At 45.0% G+C, this 21,025-nt stretch carries 20 protein-coding genes and 1 pseudogene; 11 read left to right on the top strand and 10 right to left on the bottom strand.

Features of this window, described 5'->3' with window-relative positions; all coding sequences use genetic code 11:
* Positions 1-41 precede the first annotated feature (41 nt).
* The 4 genes from M1E06_RS16360 to M1E06_RS16375 all read left to right on the top strand — a co-directional run bounded on the left by M1E06_RS16360 (position 42) and on the right by M1E06_RS16375 (position 2,705).
* Positions 42-584: a cupin domain-containing protein gene (locus M1E06_RS16360; protein WP_095323685.1), complete on the top strand. Its 543-nt coding sequence runs from the start codon at positions 42-44 to the stop codon at positions 582-584.
* A 288-nt stretch (positions 585-872) separates the two neighbouring features.
* Positions 873-1,364 carry an RNA polymerase sigma factor SigM gene (gene sigM / locus M1E06_RS16365; RefSeq protein WP_020450737.1) on the top strand — a complete coding sequence of 164 codons (492 nt, stop codon included), beginning with the start codon at positions 873-875 and terminating at the stop codon, positions 1,362-1,364.
* Positions 1,357-2,427, top strand: coding sequence for an anti-sigma factor (locus tag M1E06_RS16370; RefSeq protein WP_011197691.1), 1,071 nt, complete (start codon positions 1,357-1,359; stop codon positions 2,425-2,427). Before sigM ends, M1E06_RS16370 begins: the two co-directional genes overlap by 8 nt.
* Positions 2,415-2,705 carry a hypothetical protein gene (locus M1E06_RS16375; RefSeq protein WP_003180123.1) on the top strand — a complete coding sequence of 97 codons (291 nt, stop codon included), beginning with the start codon at positions 2,415-2,417 and terminating at the stop codon, positions 2,703-2,705. The genes M1E06_RS16370 and M1E06_RS16375 overlap by 13 nt, the downstream gene beginning before the upstream one ends.
* 28 nt (positions 2,706-2,733) lie before the next feature.
* Here the strand turns inward: M1E06_RS16375 and M1E06_RS16380 are convergent, their stop codons facing one another.
* Positions 2,734-3,168 carry a GNAT family N-acetyltransferase gene (locus M1E06_RS16380; RefSeq protein WP_095289894.1) on the bottom strand — a complete coding sequence of 145 codons (435 nt, stop codon included), beginning with the start codon at positions 3,166-3,168 and terminating at the stop codon, positions 2,734-2,736.
* 112 nt (positions 3,169-3,280) lie between these two features.
* Here M1E06_RS16380 and pdxR point away from each other — a divergent pair, with 112 nt between their 5' ends.
* The 5 genes from pdxR (at position 3,281) to M1E06_RS16405 (ending at position 8,790) form a co-directional block, all read left to right on the top strand.
* Positions 3,281-4,693 carry a MocR-like pyridoxine biosynthesis transcription factor PdxR gene (gene pdxR / locus M1E06_RS16385; RefSeq protein WP_095323684.1) on the top strand — a complete coding sequence of 471 codons (1,413 nt, stop codon included), beginning with the start codon at positions 3,281-3,283 and terminating at the stop codon, positions 4,691-4,693.
* A gap of 77 nt (positions 4,694-4,770) precedes the next feature.
* Positions 4,771-5,658 carry an AraC family transcriptional regulator gene (locus M1E06_RS16390; RefSeq protein WP_095323683.1) on the top strand — a complete coding sequence of 296 codons (888 nt, stop codon included), beginning with the start codon at positions 4,771-4,773 and terminating at the stop codon, positions 5,656-5,658.
* A 725-nt stretch (positions 5,659-6,383) separates the two neighbouring features.
* Positions 6,384-7,913, top strand: coding sequence for a ribonuclease YeeF family protein (locus M1E06_RS16395; RefSeq protein WP_254114889.1), 1,530 nt, complete (start codon positions 6,384-6,386; stop codon positions 7,911-7,913).
* Positions 7,914-7,929: 16 nt separating this feature from the next.
* Complete coding sequence (locus M1E06_RS16400; RefSeq protein ID WP_146874420.1) at positions 7,930-8,325, top strand: phosphoribosylaminoimidazole synthetase; 396 nt, start codon at positions 7,930-7,932, stop codon at positions 8,323-8,325.
* A gap of 126 nt (positions 8,326-8,451) precedes the next feature.
* Positions 8,452-8,790, top strand: coding sequence for a hypothetical protein (locus tag M1E06_RS16405; RefSeq protein WP_146874422.1), 339 nt, complete (start codon positions 8,452-8,454; stop codon positions 8,788-8,790).
* 58 nt (positions 8,791-8,848) lie between these two features.
* On the opposite strand, the pseudogene M1E06_RS16410 reads toward M1E06_RS16405, so the two are convergent.
* The 6 genes and pseudogenes from M1E06_RS16410 to M1E06_RS16435 all read right to left on the bottom strand — a co-directional run.
* Positions 8,849-8,962: pseudogene (locus M1E06_RS16410) on the bottom strand (peptidoglycan-binding domain-containing protein); the annotation flags it as partial.
* Between the two features lie 2 nt (positions 8,963-8,964).
* Positions 8,965-10,593: a pyridoxal phosphate-dependent decarboxylase family protein gene (locus M1E06_RS16415; protein ID WP_095323682.1), complete on the bottom strand. Its 1,629-nt coding sequence runs from the start codon at positions 10,591-10,593 to the stop codon at positions 8,965-8,967.
* A 21-nt stretch (positions 10,594-10,614) separates the two neighbouring features.
* Positions 10,615-11,973: a sodium-dependent transporter gene (locus tag M1E06_RS16420; RefSeq protein WP_020450728.1), complete on the bottom strand. Its 1,359-nt coding sequence runs from the start codon at positions 11,971-11,973 to the stop codon at positions 10,615-10,617.
* Positions 11,974-12,111: 138 nt separating this feature from the next.
* Positions 12,112-12,981: an SDR family oxidoreductase gene (locus tag M1E06_RS16425; protein WP_020450727.1), complete on the bottom strand. Its 870-nt coding sequence runs from the start codon at positions 12,979-12,981 to the stop codon at positions 12,112-12,114.
* Positions 12,982-13,063: 82 nt separating this feature from the next.
* Positions 13,064-14,128, bottom strand: coding sequence for a PQQ-dependent sugar dehydrogenase (locus M1E06_RS16430; protein WP_025811803.1), 1,065 nt, complete (start codon positions 14,126-14,128; stop codon positions 13,064-13,066).
* 121 nt (positions 14,129-14,249) lie between these two features.
* Entirely contained in the window at positions 14,250-15,341 is a 1,092-nt protein-coding gene (locus M1E06_RS16435) for a citrate synthase/methylcitrate synthase (protein ID WP_216904223.1), read from the bottom strand.
* A 110-nt stretch (positions 15,342-15,451) separates the two neighbouring features.
* Between M1E06_RS16435 and M1E06_RS16440 the strand changes: the two genes are divergently transcribed.
* On the top strand, positions 15,452-16,330 hold the full coding sequence (locus tag M1E06_RS16440; protein WP_025811806.1) for a LysR family transcriptional regulator: 879 nt from the start codon (positions 15,452-15,454) through the stop codon (positions 16,328-16,330).
* 49 nt (positions 16,331-16,379) lie between these two features.
* On the opposite strand, the gene M1E06_RS16445 is transcribed toward M1E06_RS16440, so the two are convergent.
* The 3 genes from M1E06_RS16445 to hmpA form a co-directional block, all read right to left on the bottom strand.
* Complete coding sequence (locus M1E06_RS16445; RefSeq protein WP_026579990.1) at positions 16,380-17,207, bottom strand: C40 family peptidase; 828 nt, start codon at positions 17,205-17,207, stop codon at positions 16,380-16,382.
* A gap of 384 nt (positions 17,208-17,591) precedes the next feature.
* Positions 17,592-19,001, bottom strand: a complete 1,410-nt coding sequence (locus M1E06_RS16450; RefSeq protein ID WP_216904221.1) for a SpoVR family protein — start codon at positions 18,999-19,001, stop codon at positions 17,592-17,594.
* A gap of 95 nt (positions 19,002-19,096) precedes the next feature.
* Positions 19,097-20,311, bottom strand: coding sequence for an NO-inducible flavohemoprotein (gene hmpA, locus M1E06_RS16455; protein WP_216904219.1), 1,215 nt, complete (start codon positions 20,309-20,311; stop codon positions 19,097-19,099).
* 258 nt (positions 20,312-20,569) lie between these two features.
* On the opposite strand from hmpA, the gene nsrR reads away from it, so the two are divergent.
* The gene (gene nsrR, locus M1E06_RS16460) at positions 20,570-21,001 is read left to right on the top strand and encodes a nitric oxide-sensing transcriptional repressor NsrR (protein ID WP_023856512.1); all 432 of its coding nucleotides are present in this window, start codon (positions 20,570-20,572) and stop codon (positions 20,999-21,001) included.
* Positions 21,002-21,025 lie beyond the last annotated feature (24 nt).

The following is a 21,025-nucleotide window of genomic DNA, read 5'->3' on the forward strand; positions in this document are numbered from 1 at the left end:
ATATGATGATCCCAATAAACTAATGAAGGGACCTAGAACAAATGCATCCAAATCAATACCCATATTATATTCCTTTTTCTTATAACCCGGTTTGGTTTCACGAATCAGACTATGCAGGCGCTTTTCGAACACCCGGCAGCGAAGAACGCATCGTATTAAGAGATTATGGACAAAAGCCGTTTGCCGCTAACATCAACGAAGCGGCCAAACAGAACAAAACGTTTCGGACCGCTTTATGGACAGGAAGACATTTGCAAGTTACCCTGATGAGCCTCAACCCCGGCGAAGACATCGGATTGGAAATGCACCCTCACGTTGACCAGTTCCTTCGTGTTGAACAAGGCAGGGGAATCGTGCAAATGGGGCCGAGCAAACATCATTTGCAATTTAAAAGAAATGTTTACGATGACACCGCTATCGTCGTCCCTGCCGGAACATGGCACAATCTCACCAATACAGGCAATACTCCGCTGAAACTATATTCAATCTATGCTCCGCCCAACCATCCATTCGGCACCGTCCATCGAACGAAAGCCGATGCGCTGGCCGCAGAAGACCGCCGCGGTCACGGCCAATATCTTTGACAGACGATAAAAACAGCTGATAATGAAGGATATCCTCTAATCAAATAGCCTTTTAGCATATAATAAAGATCTGATATGCTTAAAGGCTTATTTTGCTGCTGTGCTTTATATTTCGGCCGTTCAGTCGTTAAAATCGCGATGAAGATTAGTTTTTTTGAACGTGTTCAGTTATTATATAGGATAGATGATTTTAAAGGTAAGAAATTGGAGGAAAAATGAGCCGTGGGCATATTTAGTGCAACTTCAAACCTTTCTTATGCGTTTATAACATAGAGGGGAGAAAAGGCAGTGACTATCGACGAAATTTACCAAATGTATATGAATGATGTTTACAGGTTCCTGCTCTCCATGACGAAAGATAAACATCTAGCAGAGGATTTGCTTCAGGAAACCTTTATGAGAGCTTACATACACATCCATTCTTACGACCACAGCAAAGTGAAGCCATGGCTTTTTCAAGTGGCACGCAATGCGTTTATCGACTATGTCAGAAAGCATAAAAAGGAAGTGACGATTTCTGACGACATGATCGGAAACCTGTTTCAAAACGCGGTGCAAAGCCCTGCTCACCAGGTCGAAATCAAGGAAGTGTTAACCTTATATATGAACCAGCTCCCCGATAACTACCGGGAAGCGCTTACGCTGTACTATTTAAAAGAAATGAACTACAAGGAAGCGTCAAGCTTGATGAATATCTCAGAGGCTAATTTTAAAAGTGTTTTATTTCGTGCCAGACAGCGGCTGAAAGCACTTTACAACAGAGGTGTTAACGATGAATGAAGATTTTAAAAAACGTTGGGAAAAATATAAAAACGGCGAACTTTCCGAATCGGAAATGCTCCGGGTCGAAGAAGAGCTTGAACAGCTTGAAGAATACCAGGACATGCTGGAACAGGAAATGAAAGACGAAGACTGGGATTTGGCGATCAGTCCTGAAAAGCAAAAAGCGATTTTAAGATACGGAAAAAATAAATCATATATGCGGATTTCCACCCTTGCTGTTATTTCTACGCTTATTATTCTGCCGATCTGCACACTCGGCAGCTATCTATACTACGGGTTGGGCGGGCATGAAAGCAAAGGGAATGAACTGGTGCAAACCGCTTCAATGACAGTTGCCGTCACAAACCCGAATATTCAAGTCGATACTGAAGCCCTTGTCAACAAAGTAAAACTCTTTGGAATCGAAACACAGTTCCCGTTAAAGAAGCAAATCGGAAACGTCACAAAAGTAGTTGGAAATGAAGAAGTGGAAATGTTCTTCGATCAGCTGAAGTCTCCGCAGATTCATCAATACAATCAGGAGCTTTCAAAAGAAGAACGTCATTTTGTCTACCCTGACGGCATCAAAGAAAAATCAGTGTCCAAAGCCGAGTCGATTTTAAAACAGCTGCCTGACGGAACCGTAACCGAAGCTTTCCTTTCCTTTGAAAAAGCATACCCGACAAAGGAGCTGTATGAAAAATTAAAAGGCTATGATGTTCGCGTTCTGTGGAATGCGATTGAAACAGAGGGCGATTTAAAAGATCATCCATACGCAGAGCCGATCGGATTTCCCGGAAAAGATTCAAACCGGATTTTTGAAATTCAGCAACCTGCCGAAAACGATGACGAGCAGTTTAAAGCGGCGCTTTCCTACATGATCAAGAACAAGAAATGGGCTGAAACCATTTCAGGCAGGAAAGACCTGAAGCTTTCCAAACGGCTTGACTATGTGGAACAGAATGGTGTGAACGTGTATGGAGCCGTCATTACCGGACCGTCAAAAGAGGTTGAACGGCTGATCAAAAAAGGGCCTGTCAAAGCAGCTAAAGTAGGTGAGGTGGAATTATGGAACTGGTAAGAATCTTTAAGGAGCACAACGTATTTGGATGGGTGTCTGTCGGCACGGCCATTCTGTCCCTGTTCGTCTTAAACTTGGCCATTTTAAGCGACACGATCGCATATTCGTATAAGATGCTTCCTTTTGCGATGGCCGCCGTTCCGCTCGGAATTATCGAGCTGTTCATAAAAAAAGGACGGACCGGTCTCGGATTTCTCGGCGTCGTCCTGAACATTTTCATTCTCGTTTGCGTATGGACCATCGTCTCCATCGATACGAATCTGCAGCTCGGCTTTTAATAACTCCCCGGTTATACCGGGGAGTTTTTCATTTCAGAGCCTTGCGAAATAGGTAGCTCGCTTTTTCATACCCCATTTTCTCTTCGTAAAAACGGTGAGCGTCTGCCCGCTGTAAGCCTGAGGATAAAGCGATTGAAGCCAATCCGTTCCCTTTGGCCCACTCTTCAACAGCGCCTAAAAGCTTCTTTCCATAGCCTTTTGAACGGTGTTTTTCACACGTCACCAGGTCCGCTACCCAAACATGCCGGCCTTGGTTCAAAGAAACCCTCGGCAAAAAGCCGGCCAAAGCCACCGGAATATCACCGTCGTACAGCGCAAATAATGTGTAGCTTTCAGCCTCCCGAGCTTCTTTGACGAGCTCCAAAAAAGACGTTTCATCCAAATGGGGGCGGAGCTGTCTCATAATCGGATAGACTTCCTTGAGCTCTGTTTCACAATGCAATTCCCTACAATCGAGCAACATCGTCATTCCCTTCTGTTGGTTATGAAACTACTTTAACCCGGAAACTGACCTTTTTAAAATGGCCAGTTTTGATAAAATAAAACATACCAGATGAATTGAAAGGGATGATTGAATGGATATAACCCCCTTTTTAAGCCGCAGCGGCAGCGAGCCGCTTTATCAGCAGCTGTACGCGTTTTTCAAACGAAGCATTCATTCGGGGTACATAAAGCCTGGAACAAAGCTTCCCTCCAAACGAATGCTTGCCAAACATTTAAATATCAGCCTGACAACCGTTGAACACGCGTATGAACAGCTGGCTGCAGAAGGATATTTGCTTAGCAAGCCTAGAAAAGGCTGGTTTGCGGCTGAAGTGGAAGGAGACTTTGCACAGACTGCGCCTCCTCCCCCTGCCGAAAAAGAACCGGAAGAACATGAGACGGCGGCTAACATGATCGATTTTCACCACGGCCATGTAGACCTCGCATCATTTCCCGTTTCCCTATGGAAAAAAACGCTCGCCAAAACCTTTGATGAATCAGGGCACGGACTTTTTCAAAGCGGCCCCACGGCCGGAGATCTTCCGCTGCGGAAAATGATTGCGGTTTACCTCAGAGAATCGCGCGGCGTGGTCTGTTCACCCGAGCAAATCATCATCGGAGCCGGCACACCGGTTTTGCTGCAGTTGCTGTGCCATCTGTTTCCTAAAGGCACAACCGTCGGTTTTGAAGATCCCGGATTTCATCGCTCTAAAACGGTCCTGAAAACCGGCGGCTTCAATGTGATGCCTATAGCAGTCGACGAGAGCGGGATTTCCGTGCAAGATCTTGAACAATATCAGCCGCAGCTCGCATACACCACCCCGTCCCATCAGTTTCCGCTCGGAATGATCATGCCGGTCGGCCGCAGGCTGCAATTGCTTGACTGGGCAGCATCGACCGGAGCTTATATCATTGAAGACGATTATGACGGGGAATTCCGCTATGCAGGACAGCCGATTCCTTCCCTTCAGGGACTTGACCGGAACCACCGGGTCATCTATTTAGGGACCTTTTCAAAATCGCTGATTCCCTCCCTCAGGATCAGCTATATGGTTCTCCCCTTTCCGCTCGTCCAAGAAGGGCTCAACATGGCATCCTTATTTAAACAAACGGTTTCCCGCCATGTGCAGCAAGCCATTGCTCTTTTTATGAAAAACGGGGATTATCAAAAACACTTGAACCGAATGAGAACACTCTACCGAAAAAAGCGAAAAACGCTCCTTGATGCCATCAAGCGTGAATTTGGCGCTCATGCCGCAGTTCAAGGAGAGAACGCCGGTCTTCACATCATCCTTGAGGTGAAAAGCGCTCCGAGTGAAGAGTGGTTGACCCAAAAAGCGCTGGAAAAAGGGGTCAAAGTATATCCAGCCTCTGTCTCGTATGTGACTCCTCCTGAAACACACGCGGTGCTCCTCGGGTTTGGCGGACTTTCTGAAAAAAGCATCGCAGACGGCATCAAAAAGCTGAAGACAGCATGGTTGAGCGGCGGACAGTCTCGGGAATGATCCTGCACAATCGGGCACGGAAAGTCGGATGCCGGGATTCTGATTCTGATATTTTTGTAAACAGAGGAGGTCATCAAATGGATGTGCTGAAGAACATGAATCAAGCCATGGCGTATATTGAAGAACACCTGACGGACAGAATCGACTTTCAAACGCTTGCGAAGCTTTCTTACTGCTCTGAATATCATTTTAAAAGGATGTTTTCTTTTCTTGCAGGGATTTCGCTGTCCGAATACATTCGCCGCAGGCGGCTTACCCTTGCAGCGTTTGAATTGAAAAACACAAATCAAAAAGTAATTGATATCGCTGTGAAATACGGCTATCACTCGCCGGATGCTTTTACGCGCGCATTTCAAAAGCTGCACGGCATCACGCCGACAGAGGCAAGGCACGATATCAGCACACTGAAAGCATATCCTCCGATGACCTTCCAGTTAACAATTAGAGGAGGAAACGAAATGAACTACCGTATTGTAGAAAAGAAGGCATTTCGGATCGTCGGAATCAAAAAAAGGGTCCCTGTCGTCTTTCACGGAATCAATCCGGAAATCGCCTCGATGTGGAAAGCTTTAAGCAGTGAAAACATCGCTGAATTAAAAGAGCTGTCAAATGTCGAGCCGCTTGGACTGATTCAAGCATCAGCGAACTTCTCCGAAGGCCGGATGGAAGAGCAGGGAGAACTTGACCATTATATCGGTGCAGCGACAACGAAGGAATGCCCGGACCGATATGAACAGCTTGAAGTTCCCGCCTCGACATGGGCTGTATTTGAAGCGGCCGGTCCGTTTCCGGACACCCTTCAAAATGTCTGGGGACGCATTTATGCTGAATGGTTCCCGTCTTCACATTACGAGCAAACGAAAGGGCCGGAAATCCTTTGGAATCAGGATCAAGATATCAGCTCCCCAACGTTTAAAAGCGAAATATGGATACCGGTTCAAAAAAGAACAGCATGTAAGGATTAAAGAAAAAAACAAAAGCTCAAGATATCAGTTCTTTTATGCTTCACTTTTCCACCGCGTGCAGCAGTGAAAATATCGCTTCAGAAGAAAAAGAGACAAATGACGCTGAGAGTGACGATATAACATTGAAGAAAATGACGTAAAATACCCAGCCTTGAAGAATTTGCACAGGCGTACAATAAAGTAGAGCAAAACTTTGAAAAACGATGAAGAGATGAAAGCTCCTATTCTTAATCGGATTAATGATGGTGGGAATTACTCTGTTCATCTGGCTAATACTCCAGAAACAAAATAATAATAAAAAATCGAACCGTTAATATGAGAACCAACCAAGCACATTCATATTGACGGTTCGCTTCCTCAACAATTTTACACCCGTTTGTATAGTCTCCTAGGATTTTTTGAATCCCTATCTAAAAGAAGTCAAGAACAGAGTGATAAAAAATATGAGTTTATATGGTGGATTGCAACACTCTTCATGGTTCTAGTGATGGCTCATAATACTGTCTTTTTTGAAATTGACCCTTTGTATAATATCATCGTTGTATTCATTTACATTTTGTTCATAGAGGTTAAGAGGAGCTGATGGAAAAAACCTAAGATCTAGCCCTAATAACCTAAGTAAATTGATTCATTTTCATGGATGAACAGGATTTATTCCCCAATCGGTTTCCGTATAGTGGTAAACTCTATACTGATTGTAACGAAAAGTATTAGAGGAGAATGCCATGAAGACGCTGGATGTTCAGTCGTTGCACAATGCAATTGATCAAACGATCGAACAATTAAAACAACAATTAGACGAATTCGCCAAAGTCAAAAAGGCCGTTGAGGGCATCACATCACTTGATGATGCTTTAAAAGGAAAAGGCGGCGACGCGATCCGCACCTTTTACGAGGAATGTCACACCCCTTTTCTACAGTTCTATGATACTTTTATAGAGGAATACAGTTCCACGCTGAAGAAAATGAAAAGCGCGCTGAATTCTCTGGAACCAAACCATAACGGATTTATTTCGCAAACCTTCCTCGAACACGAACTGGAACAAGGGGTGAATGCGGCCGACCGCACAACGAAACATTTGGTTTCTAAAACCAACGCCATGATCGCAAAAGTCAGCCATATCGTCGACTTACCGGATTTGAACGACAGCGGTTTTCATGAACAGAATCAGAAAGCATTAAAGGAAATCAGCACGACACTTGAAAAGCTGCATGCATTTGACCGCGAGCAAACCAACGCCCTGAAGACGGCTGAAAACGATCTTGAGACGATGCAAAAATACATCGCACGGCTCGAAAAGATGTATACCGGCCCCAAAATTGAAATTACCAGCTATCAAAAAGGTTCGATTTTAAAGCCGGATGAGATGGATAACCTGAGTGGAAATCAAGAAACAGCGATGGGTGCCATGCTGAAAAAAGTCGGAGACAAAGAAGATGCTGACGTAAACACACTCGCCGATCCAGATCGATTAAAAAAATTGGCGACACAAAAGGTTTCCAAGAAAGAGTACACTCAAGAGGAATTGAATGAACTTAAAAAAGATTATAGAGTATTTAACGATACGCTTTACCGGGCATACATAGATGGTGATACAATCGTTAAGATAGAACCCGCCTACACCCTTCCAGAGAATGTGGAAAAAAGCGACTTTGCTGAATATTTCGATACAGCGATGGAATTTACAGGTGTGTATGATGCAGTAAGAGCAGCGTTTGGATATGACCTTGCGACAGGCAAAATCGTTAAAGATAGTGGGGACCGTTTGATCGCCGGATTGAGTGTCACACCTTTCGGAAAGGCATTTAAGTACGGAAAGCGCGGCTTCAAGTTATTTAAAGGTGAAGAAGCTGGAAAGAAAGTTGCGAAGGTAGATAAAGGATCGAAAGCAGCTAAGGATGTTGAAAAAGTTGAGAAGAAAACTTCTAAAACTACGAATGATGTTCTTAAAAACCCTATCGAGAGCAAGTTTAAAGGGTCTGGAGACCTTGATAAACTTTATAAGAGTGTGTCTTTAGGAAAAGGAACTACAGGCAGAACAAAACCAAATAATTTAAATGAACAATTAGCTATGAAGGAAGTGCTCTCAAACCCTAATACCGGCAAACCTATACCGTTAAGAAAAGGGATGACAGACTCTCGTTGGCCTAAAGATGAAGGTTGGGTTAAAATGACTAAGAATGTGAATGGAGTCGAAGTTCATTACTTAAAAAACACTAAAACAGGCCAGTTCGATGATTTTAAATTCAAATAAATGAAGGTGACAATAAATGAAAGTTAAATGCAAGATGAATACAGGTTTAGAGTTATCAGAAAAAACTTATGAAATTGGTTACAGCCCTGAAACCATCTTCGATTTAAAAAAAGAAGAACAATATAGTGTTTATGGTATTTGTGAATGGAATTCTTCTTTACACTTTTTAATCAAAGGTGAAGAAGACAACTTTCCATCTTGGTATCCCTCGGAATTATTTGAAGTTACGGAGAAACAGTTGCCACTAGAATGGTATTTTAATCTCGATAGGCATAATGATATTTCCGCAGTGTGGGGTTATAAAGAGTTGGTGATGGATGAAAGCCATTTCGATGGTTTAATGGAGCGAGAAAACGATGCGTTAAAAGTATTTTTAGAACGAAAAAAAGAAATAGACGAAGATTTTTGCTAATTAATTAAGTTAAAAGACGCTAAACAGGCGTCTTTCTTTTTTACTCCGAAACCACGGCAACCCAGCAAAAACGGAGCTCATATAGTACCTTCAGAACCTTTAAAACAATAACTGAGGAGGATATAAATGGGATATGATCCTTTAATTTCAGCATTTAGAAAATATAAAAATAACGATTTGATAATAGAATGGAAAAGTGGATTAAAGGTTATTGGAGAACCTGACACACTCTATGAAACAGACAACGGATTGGACGATGATGATGTCAATTATATAGAATATGACGCAGTCGCATTCCAAGTAAATAATATTTTATCCCACCCCACTAATAACGACTGTGGTATATATGATTGGTTGAGACAAGGAGAAAGTTCCTTAATTGAAATTTCACTTTATGAAGATACACCAAGTGCAGTATATTTAGCAGACGGTCAGAAAATATGGGAGATGGATAGTGATGAATAACAATTGACAAGTTAGAATTTATAAAATCTAAGCCCTCTTGAAAGAGGGCCTTTTTGTGTTAATTCAATAGCGATTCAAGTTTCGCCTTTGTCTTTGGTCCGTAAATTCCATCAACCACGATACCCGCTTTCTTTTGTAACGCCTTGACAGCTTGCACCGTTTCATCTTTAAACTTTATCCGGCTGCTACATCGGACGGTTCAACATGCGCTTTTAAAAAGGCGATATAATGGTCAATTGTATCAACCGTCGTGTAAGGCGAGACACTGTAGAATTTCTGGACATAAAGCGGCACGGGCAAACGGCTGTCAGCAGGATAAACGTATGTTTGCTTTTTCGTGCTGCCAAAATAGGTGTGACTGCGGTGCCTTCCCAATGTTTCGGCGATTTTTTCATTGAATTTGTTAATATTCCGCACTTCTTCCTCCGTGATGGCGCCGCTGATTTCTTCGTGATAGTGGACATTTCCCGGATAGAAGCGGAATGTCGTTACAGGTGATACATCATTGGTGACGGCTGCATTCGGAAAAGCCTGCAGGAGTTTTTTTCGAAATGCCAGGTTAACTCTGATGTAATTGGCCAAGATCTCCTGGTAGCCTTCGATTCCGAATGCGAGCAGAGAAGCATAAATCGGTATGCTGCTTCCCATTCGCGAACACTCTAGCGTATAGCTCGTATGATAGCTGCCAAACCCTCTGTTACCGACATAAGGCGTCTCATCCGGATCCAAATCAACGACTTTCAGTGCCTCACGGTTTTTCACCAAGAAAAGGCTTGTGATATACGGCGTTTGTCCAAGTTTATGAAAATCAAAGACCAAGCTGTCCGCCAGGTGCAAATGCTGAAAATGTTTTTTGTAGCGGGCAAGCGTCTCAAGCACCTCATCTTCAAGATGAAGCGGGTTTCCGATGAAATCGTATCCGTTAAAAAAACCGTACATCCCGCCCATCGCCGTATCGGCATGAATATAGACAGGAGGCAAACCGTAGGCGGCCTCTATTTCCTCAGTCACTTTTTTGATACCGGCCAAATCATCGATGCCAAATGAGTCGGTTGTGCCAAGCGTTGCCAATACATAGATCGGATGTCCGCCTTTTTCAATCACGGCTTGCATTTTTTCCCGCAAATCGGCCAGATCCATCGAATGATCGCGATTCGTCTTGACCTTGATCAAATGGTCCGTCCCGATTCCGGACGCTTCCATCGATTTGTAAAGGCTGAAATGCGAAAGCTCTGAACAGAACGCGTACAGGTGATGCGGCGTTCCTTGCTGATTCGCTTCAGGGTACGCGCTTGCGATCGCCAGCCTGAGCGACTGAAAAACGGCTCCCTGCCCGCCCCATGTGGTAAAACCGCCGCTCTTGTGCCTGTCATAGCCGACAATGTCCGAAAGCATCGCCGTGATCTGCACTTCCGCCTTGGCTGCAGCCGTGCCGTCGACATCCCATAAATTGTTTCCGTTTAAAAGAACCATTAAAAGATTCCCGGCGATGCTGGCGGTGTTCGGCAAAGGTGTCGCGTTGGCCACATAATGCCTGTTTAAAAAACGGTGGCCGTCAAGCAATTTCAATAGCTCTTCAACGCTTTTTTCCGCCCCGAAGCCTTTTTCCGGCAAGGCGGCCTCTTCAATGACGCTTTGATAGTAGTCAGAGGAAACTTCAGACTCGCGGCCAAGCGTCATCCGGGCGGGATCCTTCAGCCTGTCCATTCCGGCCAATACCGCTTCAAGCAATGCCAGCAGCTGATACCGCGCCTCGTGATTGCCATCCTCGCTCGGAAACATCTGTTGAAAGTCTAACACCATATTCACCCATCTCCTGATCTTTTAAAATGAAAACACTCCGATTAAATTTAAAAAGACAAGTACAATTGCAAGCGGCACAAGGAAACGGAGAAGATAAAACCACACGATAAAAAAGCCTTTCCCCGCTTTTGATCCGCTTTTCATTTCTTCATATAGATCGTGTTTGGACAATTTCAGCGGAATAAAAATCGAAATAAAAAGCGCGCCAAGCGGCAGCAAAATATTGCTGACGACATAATCCGCCGCATCAAAAAACGTCTTCTTAAAAATGAACGGCTCATCGAGCACTCCGTAAGACAAGCAGGAAGGAATGCCGACGGCAAAAATCAAAAGGCCGATCGCCCACGTCCATTTTCCCCTTTTTGTTTGATCGCCTTTTGTAATAGCGGCAACAATGATCTCAATCATCGAAAAAGCCGAAGTCAGGGCAGCAAATAAAAAGGCCGTCAAAAATCCGATAAAAAACAGCATCCCGAATGGAAGCCGGTCAAAAACTGCCGGCAGAACCGTAAATAATAAAGTCGGACCCTGATCGGGCTGAAGCCCGAATGAAAAGACGGCCGGAAAAATCGCCAAACCGGCAAGCAGCGTGACGGCAAGGTTCATGATCACGATCGAGACCGCCGACTTCGGAAGGTTTTGTGACTTTGACAAATAGGAGCTGTACGTTACCATCACAGATACGCCAAGCGTCAACGTAAAGAAAGCTTGTCCGAGCGCAAAAAGAATCGCCTGCGGCGTCAGGCTGCCAAAATCGGGCACAAGCAGAAAACGCACGCCGTCGATCGCATGCTCAAGCGTCAGAGCCCTTAAAACGAGCGCAATAAATAAAATAAATAATAGCGGCATCATAATCGAACTGACGCGCTCGATTCCTTTTTGCACACCCTTCGCCACGACGAGGATCGTCATGATGATAAACGCAAGCTGCGCTGCCAGTGTCTGCAGCGGATCTTGGATGATCGAACCGAAGAGCTCCCCGTATCCGTCCTGCGTGAGACCCGACAATGAACCGGTTACTGCTTTGATGATATAAAGCAAAATCCAGCCGCCGATCACACTGTAAAACGACAGAACAAGGAAGCAGGCGGCGATTCCGATCCAGCCTGTGATCACCCAAGGCGTCCCCGGCGCTATTTTTTGATAGGTGCCGATAGCATCCGATTGGCTTTTTCGGCCTAATATAAATTCCCCCAAAAGCAAGGGGTATCCCAGCAGGATCGTAAATAGGACAAATACAAGGAAAAATGCGCCTCCTCCGCTCGTTCCAGCCACATAGGGAAACTTCCAAATCGCCCCCAGGCCGATGGCGGATCCCCCTGCAGCGAGAACAAATCCAAGTTTGGATGCCCATTTTGCTGTCATTCTGCGATCGCTCATTCATACACATCCTTTCTCTTTCTGTTTCTATTATCTCTTACGGGGCAGCTTTTTTGAAAGTGATCTTTCAAATTCTTATTTTTCCGAAAAAATAAACAGAAAAAACCGACTGCCTTACAATAGCAGCCGGTTGAAAGCTTATGTCGTCACATATCTTCCGCCGTTGATGTGGATCGTCTGTCCTGTCATATAAGAAGAATCGTCTGAAGCGAGCAGAACATACACCGCAGCGTGTTCAGAAGGCTGTCCGGGCCTTCCCATCGGCGTATTTGTACCGTGTTTTTCCGTTTTTTCCGGCGAAAAAGTAGCCGGAATGAGCGGCGTCCAAATGGGCCCCGGCGCTACCGCGTTGACGCGTATTCCTTTTTTGACAAGGGATGCAGCCATCGAACGGGTAAACGCCACAATCGCACCCTTTGTGCTCGAATAGTCAATCAGCGCCGGACTGCCCTCATAAGCTGTGATCGATGCGGTATTGATAATCGCGCTTCCTTCCCCTAAATGCGGGAGCGCGGCTTTTGTCATGTGAAACATGGAGAAAATATTCGTTCTGAACGTTTGTTCAAGCTGTTCGGTCGAAATATCTTCGATCCCTTTTTGCGGATGCTGTTCGGCAGCGTTGTTGACAAGAATGTCGAGTCCGCCAAAGTGATTCACCGCTTTTTCGACAGATGTTTTGCAATGTGCTTCATCCCCGACATCTCCGGGAATCAAGAGGCATTTTGCGCCTTCCTGTTCGATTCGTTCTTTCGTTTCCTCGGCATCCTTGTGTTCGTCCAAGTACATGACGGCAATGTCCGCACCTTCTTTGGCGTATGCAATGGCGGCCGCTCTGCCGATTCCGCTGTCTCCTCCGGTAATAATGGCGGTTTTTCCTTTTAATTTGCCGCTTCCTTTGTAGTCGCGATCTTCCGAGAGCGGAAGGGGCACCATCTTGTGCTCAGCCCCGGGTTGTTTTTCTTGTTTTTGCGCTTTCTGTCCATCCGTCTGTCTGTTTGCCGGATTCATTCGTCTCACCTCTTCACCATTGTTTAGTGCACAGTTACCACGATTCCGGCATCCTTAAACGCAAGAACTCAGCGAGACATGTTTACTGGTCAGACAGAGGCACGCGGATGAGCCGGTCATCTGTCTGTTTTTTTTCGCCTCTTCCGTCGCCATTGTTCGTAATGAAATACAGATCATCTCCGATTACTTTTACATCTCTGATTCTGCCGTATCCGCCAAGCCACTTGACCGCTTTGGCTTCCGCAGGATCGACCCGGAAAACCCCCTCTCCCCGCAGCCCGGCCATATAGAGGACATCCCCTTTCTGCGCTAAACCGGATGGGGCCCACGTTTTTTCTCCCGAATGGATGAGCGGCGCTTTCATTCCCCGCTTCTCATCGCTTCCTTCAATCACCGGCCAGCCATAATTGGCTCCGGGTTCAATTTTGTTCACTTCATCATGTCCAGACTGCCCGTGTTCGGAGCTGTAAAGCTGCCGGCCGATCCATGCGAGGCCTTGCGGATTGCGGTGTCCAAAGCTGTATACATAAGACGAGCGAAAAGGCTGATCAGCAGGGACCGCACCATCAAGCTCCATCCTTAAAATCACACCCGCCATCTTTTCAGGCTGCTGGGCCCATTCCCTTTCCCCCGCATCGCCTGTCGTGATGTACAGCTTTTGATCGGGCCCGATCGCCATCCGGCCGCCGTTATGAATCACGCCTCCTGGCAAATCGGCAAGCAGCTCCTCCGTTTCCGTCCAAGTAAGACGGTCAAGCGTCAATTTTACGATCCGGTTTTTCAGATGGCTCCCGTCTTTGTATGTATGGTAAACGTATGCCTCCTGATTGTTTTTAAAATCAGGATGGAGCACAAATCCGAGCAGCCCGCCTTCCCCTTCTTGATGAACGGGCTTTTTCAGCTGAAGCTGCATGCGCTCCTTTTTGCCTTCGGCAATGGATACGATTCCCCCGTTTCTTTCGGTAATGAAAAAAATCCCGCCAGTGTGAGCGATCGTCCAAGGTACATCCAAGCGCTCTGCGATGACCTCGGCGCCGCTTCCGCCTTCTTTTGTCGCCGCCGCTTCATTTTCAGCATCAAAATCCCGGCCTTCCGAGCATGCACTCAGAAAAAACAGCATGATCAACATCAGGAATCCTTTTTTCATCGTCTCCCCCTTAAAGGATTTTCTTGATGAATACATTCAAGAACACCGGCATAATTCCCTACTTAAACATACAAAAATCTATTAAAAAACACGCCCTTCGCTGAGAAGGCGTGTGTCCGCATTACTGAGAAACCAATTCCCCGATATATTTAGCCGACGGCCTGAAAATCATGTTGTTATCAGCCTGCTCCAGCACATGGGCGCACCAGCCGACCATTCTCGCTGCCGAAAAAGTAGGGGTAAACAATGCGGCATCAAAATCGATCGCCTTCATGACAGCCGCTGCGTAAAATTCGACATTCGTATAAAGCTTGCGCCCCGGTTTGTATTCTTCCAAAAGGCCGATCGCCGTATTTTCAACATGAAGAGCAAGGTCGATATCCCGGTCGCCCCCGGCAATTTCCTCAGCTTTCACCCTTAAAGCCTTCGCTCTCGGATCATGCGTTTTATAGACGCGGTGTCCAAATCCCATCAGTCTCTCGCCTTTTTCAAGCTTCTCTCTTATATAGCTTTCTGCGTGCTGTTTTTCCCCGATGCCTTCCAGCATATCGGTAACCGCTGACGGCGCTCCGCCGTGCAAAGGTCCTTTCATTGTGCCAAGTGCAGATGTGACGGCAGAAACAAGATCGGATTCCGTAGACACCGTAACCCTTGCCGAAAAGGTTGAAGCGTTCATGCCGTGTTCCATCGCAAGAATCATGTACGTTTCGAGCGCTTTTTTCTGAGCTTCTGTCGGGCGCTTTCCTTTCAGCATGTAAAAATAATGTTCCACAAAGCCAAGCTCATCCAGCGGCTGAACAGGCTCTTTGCCATCAGTCAGCCTTTTTCTGAAGGCGATAATCGACGGGGCGGCTGCTATCAGTCTGAGAGCCTGCTCCATTGTCGGCTTGAACGCAAACGATTTATCCCCGAATGAAGAAACGGCCGTGCGAAGAACCGCCATATCGTCTAATTCGGCAGGAAGGCTGCGGATCAATCGCTCGCATGCTTCTGGCAGCACACGGAATGAAGCGAGCATCTCATTGAATTGGCTGAGTTCCGCTTCCGTCGGAAATGACCCGTTGAGTATCAGATAAGCGACTTCTTCAAATGTGGATGTAAGCGCCAGTTCATCAGCATTGTACCCTCTGTAGATCAGCTTTCCCTCTTCACCGTCAATGCGGCTGATGGCTGTTTCAACACAAGTAATCCCTTTTAATCCATGATAAACCATATCAATTCCTCCTTTTTCCTTTGTAAATATCATTATAGTTGATATAATATTTAAAAAATATTGAATTATATTGATGTCTTTGATTAACAAAATTAATCAGGAGGACTGCAATGGATTTTAAATGGCTTCATACCTTTGTTACTGCCGCAAAATACGAAAATTTCAGAAAGACGGCGGAAACCTTATTTATTTCTCAGCCGACCGTCACCGTTCAAATTAAACTGCTTGAGGAAGAACTCGGGTGCCAGCTGTTCACCCGCAAAGGAAGAAGCATTCATTTAACGAAAGAAGGCCGCGCTTACCTTCCTTTCGCCCTTCGCCTGCTGGAAGACTATGAATCGAGCATGGCAGAGCTTCACAGAATCAGACAGGGCTATTCGCAGACATTGAATCTAGCGGTTTCACCGCTTATCGCCGATACGATTCTCCCATTTGTATTAAAAAAATACACAGCGCTGCATCCGAATTCGGAGATCAAAGTAAAGATCGCCGAATCAGCTGAAATCGCTCCCCTGATTTCAGCCGGCCATGCAGATATCGGATTAAGCTGCTTAAACGTGCAATCGTCAAACCTGAACTGCTATTCCATGTACAGCGATCCCGTGATTTTGGTTGCCCCTCATGACGGCCGCGATTCAGAACAAGCGCCGCCGCTCGATGTCGAAGATTTGCTTGAAGAATATTTGCTGTTGACCCATAATCACCCCGAATACTGGGACGACCTCGTCAGGCAGCTGAGGATCAAATTTCCGTTTGTCAGAACAATGCTCGTAAGCCAAACGCATATTACGAAACGATTTATTTCAGAAGGACTCGGTATATCATTTTTGCCGCTGTCGACTGTGCGCCGCGAGCTGATGGAAGGAAGATTAATAGAGGTGCCGTGCGATTTCATGAAGCTTCCTGTTGCAGGGGGATATGCAATTAGTCTGAAAGATAATGAGAAGGTCGAACACTTTTTAGCGTTTTTAGCCGAGTTCCGTTTCTAAACGGAAAAAAAACCCGTTCATCATGATGAACGGGCTTGTCCCTGTAACATTAGAAGCGTTTTGCTCCAAGATAGCGGGGCTTCCAATAGCTGTTTGTCATATCGCTGATCGTTACGCCGTCAGAACCGGCATGAACGAATTGATTGTTTCCGATGTAAACCCCCATATGCGAAGGTCCCGGCTGATATGTCGTGAAGAATACGAAATCACCTACTGCAGGGCTTGATACGCTCTTCATCGAATTCCAGTAACCGGCTGTGTTCGTTCTCGCCACATTTGTCTGTTTATTGAGGATGTACCAGACAAATCCGCTGCAGTCAAATCCTGATGTAGATGTTCCGCCCCATTTATAAGGCGTTCCGATAAGGGCTTTTGCATCTGAAACAAGCTTTGACGTATTCAGCGCTGAAGAGGTTTGCGCAGGTGCCTTACTTGTTTTGCTTGAAGAAGAAGGCTTTGTCGTTGATGCAGCTTTTACGCTTTTCGTCCCTTTAACTTTTAATACTTGTCCGATCCGGATTAAATCTGTTTTTAAGCCATTCAGAGACTTCAGTTCATTGACAGTCATGCCGTATGTCCGAGAAATTTTCCAAAGGCTGTCTCCTTTGACCACTTTATGCGTAGCTGATGAAGCTTGCGACGCTTTTGCAGACGATGAGCTGCTTCCATTGATCGACAACCTCTGCCCTATGTAAATGATATCGGATTTCAGCTTGTTTTCCTGTTTAATCTTGCTGATACTTGTACCGTACTTCTTCGAAAATCCCCATAACGTATCCCCTTTTTTCACCGTTATGGTTTGCGCGGAAGCCGCTCCCGCAAATAAAGTCGATCCTAAAACAACCGCTGATGCTGCTGTTATTACTTGTTTTTTCATGTTGTCCTCCCACTAGCAGAATTCTTTATATTTTCAAAGACAAAAATTAGCAGTTTCATGATTTTTGAGAACGGCTGCTTCAGCCTTCCTCTGCTTCTATTATAAGGAGGGGTTTCCATCAGGTATAGTCTTGACTTACTAAGTCAAATTCCTTAATTATTCGTTTTTAAAAAAAGTTTTTAAGGGTCGATAATATTTCATTTACATTTCAAAGGTAACTTAAATACTACATTTTCGCACTTTCCTGCAGCCAAAATTACAATACTAGAAAGAGTGTTAAATACTTTATTTTACATTTTTGTTATTAACTCGTAAAACTGCATAGTGACGGACGTTGCTGCGCTTTAAAATAAAAAAGGCTGCCCGAATGCAGCCTGAAACTTTTTATAAATATCTGCGATGGACAGCCTTTCCATCATAGGAAAACATGACGGGCTTATCTTCGAGCACGGTTTCGACATGCACGCTTCTTCCCCATAGCTGGTGAAGGTAAGGCAGAACTTTTTCAAGATACTTTAAATCGAGTTCGATCCCTTCATACCAATGCTTAATGTATAATTCATTGTTCTTTAAGTAATCTCCATCCTCAACTGTCAAATAAGGAAATCCTCCGTTGACTCTCATGCTGACAAGCTGATCGCGCACAGCCTTCCAATCCTTGTCGATGATTTTATAATCCCTTCCCTGTTTTTGAAACAAGTAGAGATCTTCCCTCATTACGAGATCTTTCGTTAAATAGTTTCTGATAAATGAAATGTCTGATTCGATCTCCCTGACTTCAAATATTTTTTCTCTCCCCGAGTCCGGCTTTACACCCATCTTCTTCATATCTTCTGTCGGGTTGTTGTAGCGCTCCTCTATGTCCTCAAATATTTTCAATCCGAGATAATAAGGATTGATGCCCGTTTTGGACGGCTGAACCACTCCCGCGTTGAGCTTGGCGAATTCGATCGCTTCACTTGATGTCAGATCAAGCTCGCGGATGATTCGCTGATGCCAATAGGACGCCCATCCTTCATTCATGATTTTCGTTTCAAGCTGCGGCCAGAAATACAGCATTTCCTCTCTCATCATCGTTAAGATGTCGCGCTGCCAAGGCTCCAGCTCCCGCGAATGTTCTTCAATGAACAGCAGAATGTCTTTTTCCGGCTTCGGCGGAAACTTTTTTTTCGTCCTTTTCTTCTTCTCTTTCGATCCTTTGTGATCCAGTTCCCAGAGGTCGTCATAAAGAGTGGGCGACGCGTCTGTTTCTTCTTCCTCTTCGTCATCTATGCTCCACGACAGCTTCGGCCTCACGAGCGAAGGGTCAATGTGTTCTTCAATCGCCAGCACCGCATCGAGAAATGCTTCGACTTCTTTTGAGCCGTGGACCGTCTCATAATGTTTAATCCGCTCTGCTGTCGCCGACATGCTTTCAACCATATCGCGCTTCGTATTTTGAAAACGGCAGTTATTTTTAAAGAAATCACAATGAGCCAGAACGTGTGCGACAATCAGCTTATTTTGAATCAATGAATTGCTGTCCAGTAAAAACGCGTAACACGGATTTGAATTAATGACAAGCTCATATATTTTGCTCAAGCCAAAGTCATAGTGAAGCTTCATTTTGTGAAATTGCTTGCCGAAACTCCAATGGCTGTATCTTGTCGGCATCCCGTATGCGCCGAATGTATAAATGATTTCAGCCGGACAAATTTCATATCTCATCGGATAAAAATCCAGGCCGAATCCTTCCGCGATCTCCGTAATTTCTGCTATCGCCCGCTGCAGCTCTTTTTGCTCCCGTATGCTCAATACTCAAATCCCCCCCGGTTGGACTTATCTTTATTGTATGAGCCGGGATTTGAAAAGATGAAAGGCAGCTGTCGGTTTGACAGCTGCCTCTTTGGTTAGTTCGCTATTTGCATGTCAAGGGATGAAGCAAAGCTCTCATAGCGGATGTTTTCCATCTGAACGCCAAGATTTTGCAATCCTTCAATCACGCTTTTCATAAATGAAAGCGGACCGCATACATAAAATTCGCCATTTGGATCTTTCACGATCGATTTCAAAAGCTCTTCATTCACCCGGCCTTTTACAATATGATCTTCCGTCGCTTCAGCACCCCTGCTGTAGACAAACAGGAGACGGTTCGCCGGATTGGCGACGAGCAGCTTCTCCGTTTCTTCCTTGAAAGCGTGGTGCTGTTCAGATTTCGCAGCGTGCACGAATGTGATCTCGCGGCTGCTTTCTTTTTGAGCCAATGTTTGCACCATGCTCATGACAGGCGTGATGCCTGATCCGGCGCTGATGAAGTAAACCGGACGATCCGTTCCTTCGGAAAGGGTAAAATCTCCGGCCGGAGCGCTCACTTCCAAGCTGCCCCCGATCTCCATGTTCTCATGCAGATAGCTTGATACCCTTCCGACCGGTTGCCCTTCCTCCGCTTCCAGTTTGACTGAAATGCGGTAGTAGTCTTTATTCCAGGCATCTGACAAGCTGTACTGCCTTGTTAAGAAATATGGTTCGCCGGGAATTTTAATGCGGACAGATACGTACTGTCCGGGACTGAAAGCGGGCAAATCCGTTCCATCGGCAGGCTTCAAGTAAAAGGAAGTAATCGTAGCGGATTCGACCCGCTTATCCATGATGACAAACGGTTTAAATCCTTCCCAGTTTCCATCCTGCTTTTTGTCTTCTTCATACATTTGTTTTTCGACTTCAATAAATACGCGGGCGATCTCTTCATAGGCTTCTGCCCATGCCTGGAGAATGTCCTCTGTCGCAGCTTCGCCGAGCACGATTTCAATGGCTTCCAAAAGGTGCTGACCGACAATAGGATAGTGCTCTGGTTTCACATGCAAACTTTTGTGTTTATGTCCGATTTGTTTGACAACCGGCAGCAGGTCTCCGAGCCGGTCGATGTTCTCAGCCGCCTGCAAAACAGTAAAAGCCAAAGCTTTCGGCTGTCCGCCGGTTTGCTGGCGGGACATGTTGAAGATATTTTTCAATTCAGGGTGCGCATTAAACATCCGCTTGTAAAAACAAGTGGTGATCTCTGTTCCCTTTTCTTTTAAAACAGGGGCGGTCGATTTGACAATTTGCATGGTTTTTTCAGATAGCATAACGCTTTCTCCTCTCCAGTCACTTTAAAGATGTATTTTGAATACATCTTTAAAGGTGCAATAAGATCTTTTTTTAAATGGGACTGTTACTTTTGATTAAAGATGTATTTTGAATACATCTTTATACTAGACTTTTAATGGAATTAAAGCAATATTTTCAAGGAATGTTTTATATTTTTGTAACAATTTCCGCTCCACCCTCATAACCGAAGGCAAATGTGATAAGATAATGGAAACTTGTTTGATTGAGGTAATGCGATGAAATTAACAAATTATACGGATTACTCATTGAGAGTACTGATTTTTCTAGCAACCAAAAACTCAAACGAGCTTGTCAATATAAAAGACATCGCCGAATCTTATTCCATTTCAAAAAACCACCTTATGAAGGTGATTTACGAGCTTGGCAAGCTTGGCTACGTTGAAACGATTCGGGGCCGCAACGGCGGGATTCGTCTCGGAAAAGCGCCTGAACTGATTAATATCGGTGAAGTCATAAGAAATACAGAAGATGATTTTAACCTTGTCGAGTGTTTTAACGGAGAAAAAAACCATTGTATACTTTCTCCGATCTGCGGATTAAAGCATGTTTTAAACAAAGCCCTTTCCGCCTATTTGGACGTATTGGATCAATACACTCTGCAGGATATTATCGTTAATCAGGACCATATACGTAAATTATTGAGTTAACGAAGGAAGCTGCTTCCTTCGTTT

The organism is Bacillus sp. AK124 (genome assembly GCF_053903085.1).

What these genes read in the sequence shown, in the direction of transcription:
- M1E06_RS16405 (WP_146874422.1), top strand. Translation starts at nt 8,452, where the DNA reads ATGGGATATGATCCTTTAATTTCAGCATTTAGAAAATATAAAAATAAC.
- M1E06_RS16440 (WP_025811806.1), top strand. Translation starts at nt 15,452, where the DNA reads ATGGATTTTAAATGGCTTCATACCTTTGTTACTGCCGCAAAATACGAA.
- M1E06_RS16445 (WP_026579990.1), bottom strand. Translation starts at nt 17,207, where the DNA reads ATGAAAAAACAAGTAATAACAGCAGCATCAGCGGTTGTTTTAGGATCG.
- M1E06_RS16395 (WP_254114889.1), top strand. Translation starts at nt 6,384, where the DNA reads ATGAAGACGCTGGATGTTCAGTCGTTGCACAATGCAATTGATCAAACG.
- nsrR (WP_023856512.1), top strand. Translation starts at nt 20,570, where the DNA reads ATGAAATTAACAAATTATACGGATTACTCATTGAGAGTACTGATTTTT.
- pdxR (WP_095323684.1), top strand. Translation starts at nt 3,281, where the DNA reads ATGGATATAACCCCCTTTTTAAGCCGCAGCGGCAGCGAGCCGCTTTAT.
- M1E06_RS16390 (WP_095323683.1), top strand. Translation starts at nt 4,771, where the DNA reads ATGGATGTGCTGAAGAACATGAATCAAGCCATGGCGTATATTGAAGAA.
- M1E06_RS16360 (WP_095323685.1), top strand. Translation starts at nt 42, where the DNA reads ATGCATCCAAATCAATACCCATATTATATTCCTTTTTCTTATAACCCG.
- M1E06_RS16375 (WP_003180123.1), top strand. Translation starts at nt 2,415, where the DNA reads ATGGAACTGGTAAGAATCTTTAAGGAGCACAACGTATTTGGATGGGTG.
- M1E06_RS16370 (WP_011197691.1), top strand. Translation starts at nt 1,357, where the DNA reads ATGAATGAAGATTTTAAAAAACGTTGGGAAAAATATAAAAACGGCGAA.
- M1E06_RS16425 (WP_020450727.1), bottom strand. Translation starts at nt 12,981, where the DNA reads ATGAATCCGGCAAACAGACAGACGGATGGACAGAAAGCGCAAAAACAA.
- M1E06_RS16400 (WP_146874420.1), top strand. Translation starts at nt 7,930, where the DNA reads ATGAAAGTTAAATGCAAGATGAATACAGGTTTAGAGTTATCAGAAAAA.
- M1E06_RS16420 (WP_020450728.1), bottom strand. Translation starts at nt 11,973, where the DNA reads ATGAGCGATCGCAGAATGACAGCAAAATGGGCATCCAAACTTGGATTT.
- M1E06_RS16415 (WP_095323682.1), bottom strand. Translation starts at nt 10,593, where the DNA reads ATGGTGTTAGACTTTCAACAGATGTTTCCGAGCGAGGATGGCAATCAC.
- hmpA (WP_216904219.1), bottom strand. Translation starts at nt 20,311, where the DNA reads ATGCTATCTGAAAAAACCATGCAAATTGTCAAATCGACCGCCCCTGTT.
- M1E06_RS16380 (WP_095289894.1), bottom strand. Translation starts at nt 3,168, where the DNA reads ATGTTGCTCGATTGTAGGGAATTGCATTGTGAAACAGAGCTCAAGGAA.
- M1E06_RS16430 (WP_025811803.1), bottom strand. Translation starts at nt 14,128, where the DNA reads ATGAAAAAAGGATTCCTGATGTTGATCATGCTGTTTTTTCTGAGTGCA.
- M1E06_RS16435 (WP_216904223.1), bottom strand. Translation starts at nt 15,341, where the DNA reads ATGGTTTATCATGGATTAAAAGGGATTACTTGTGTTGAAACAGCCATC.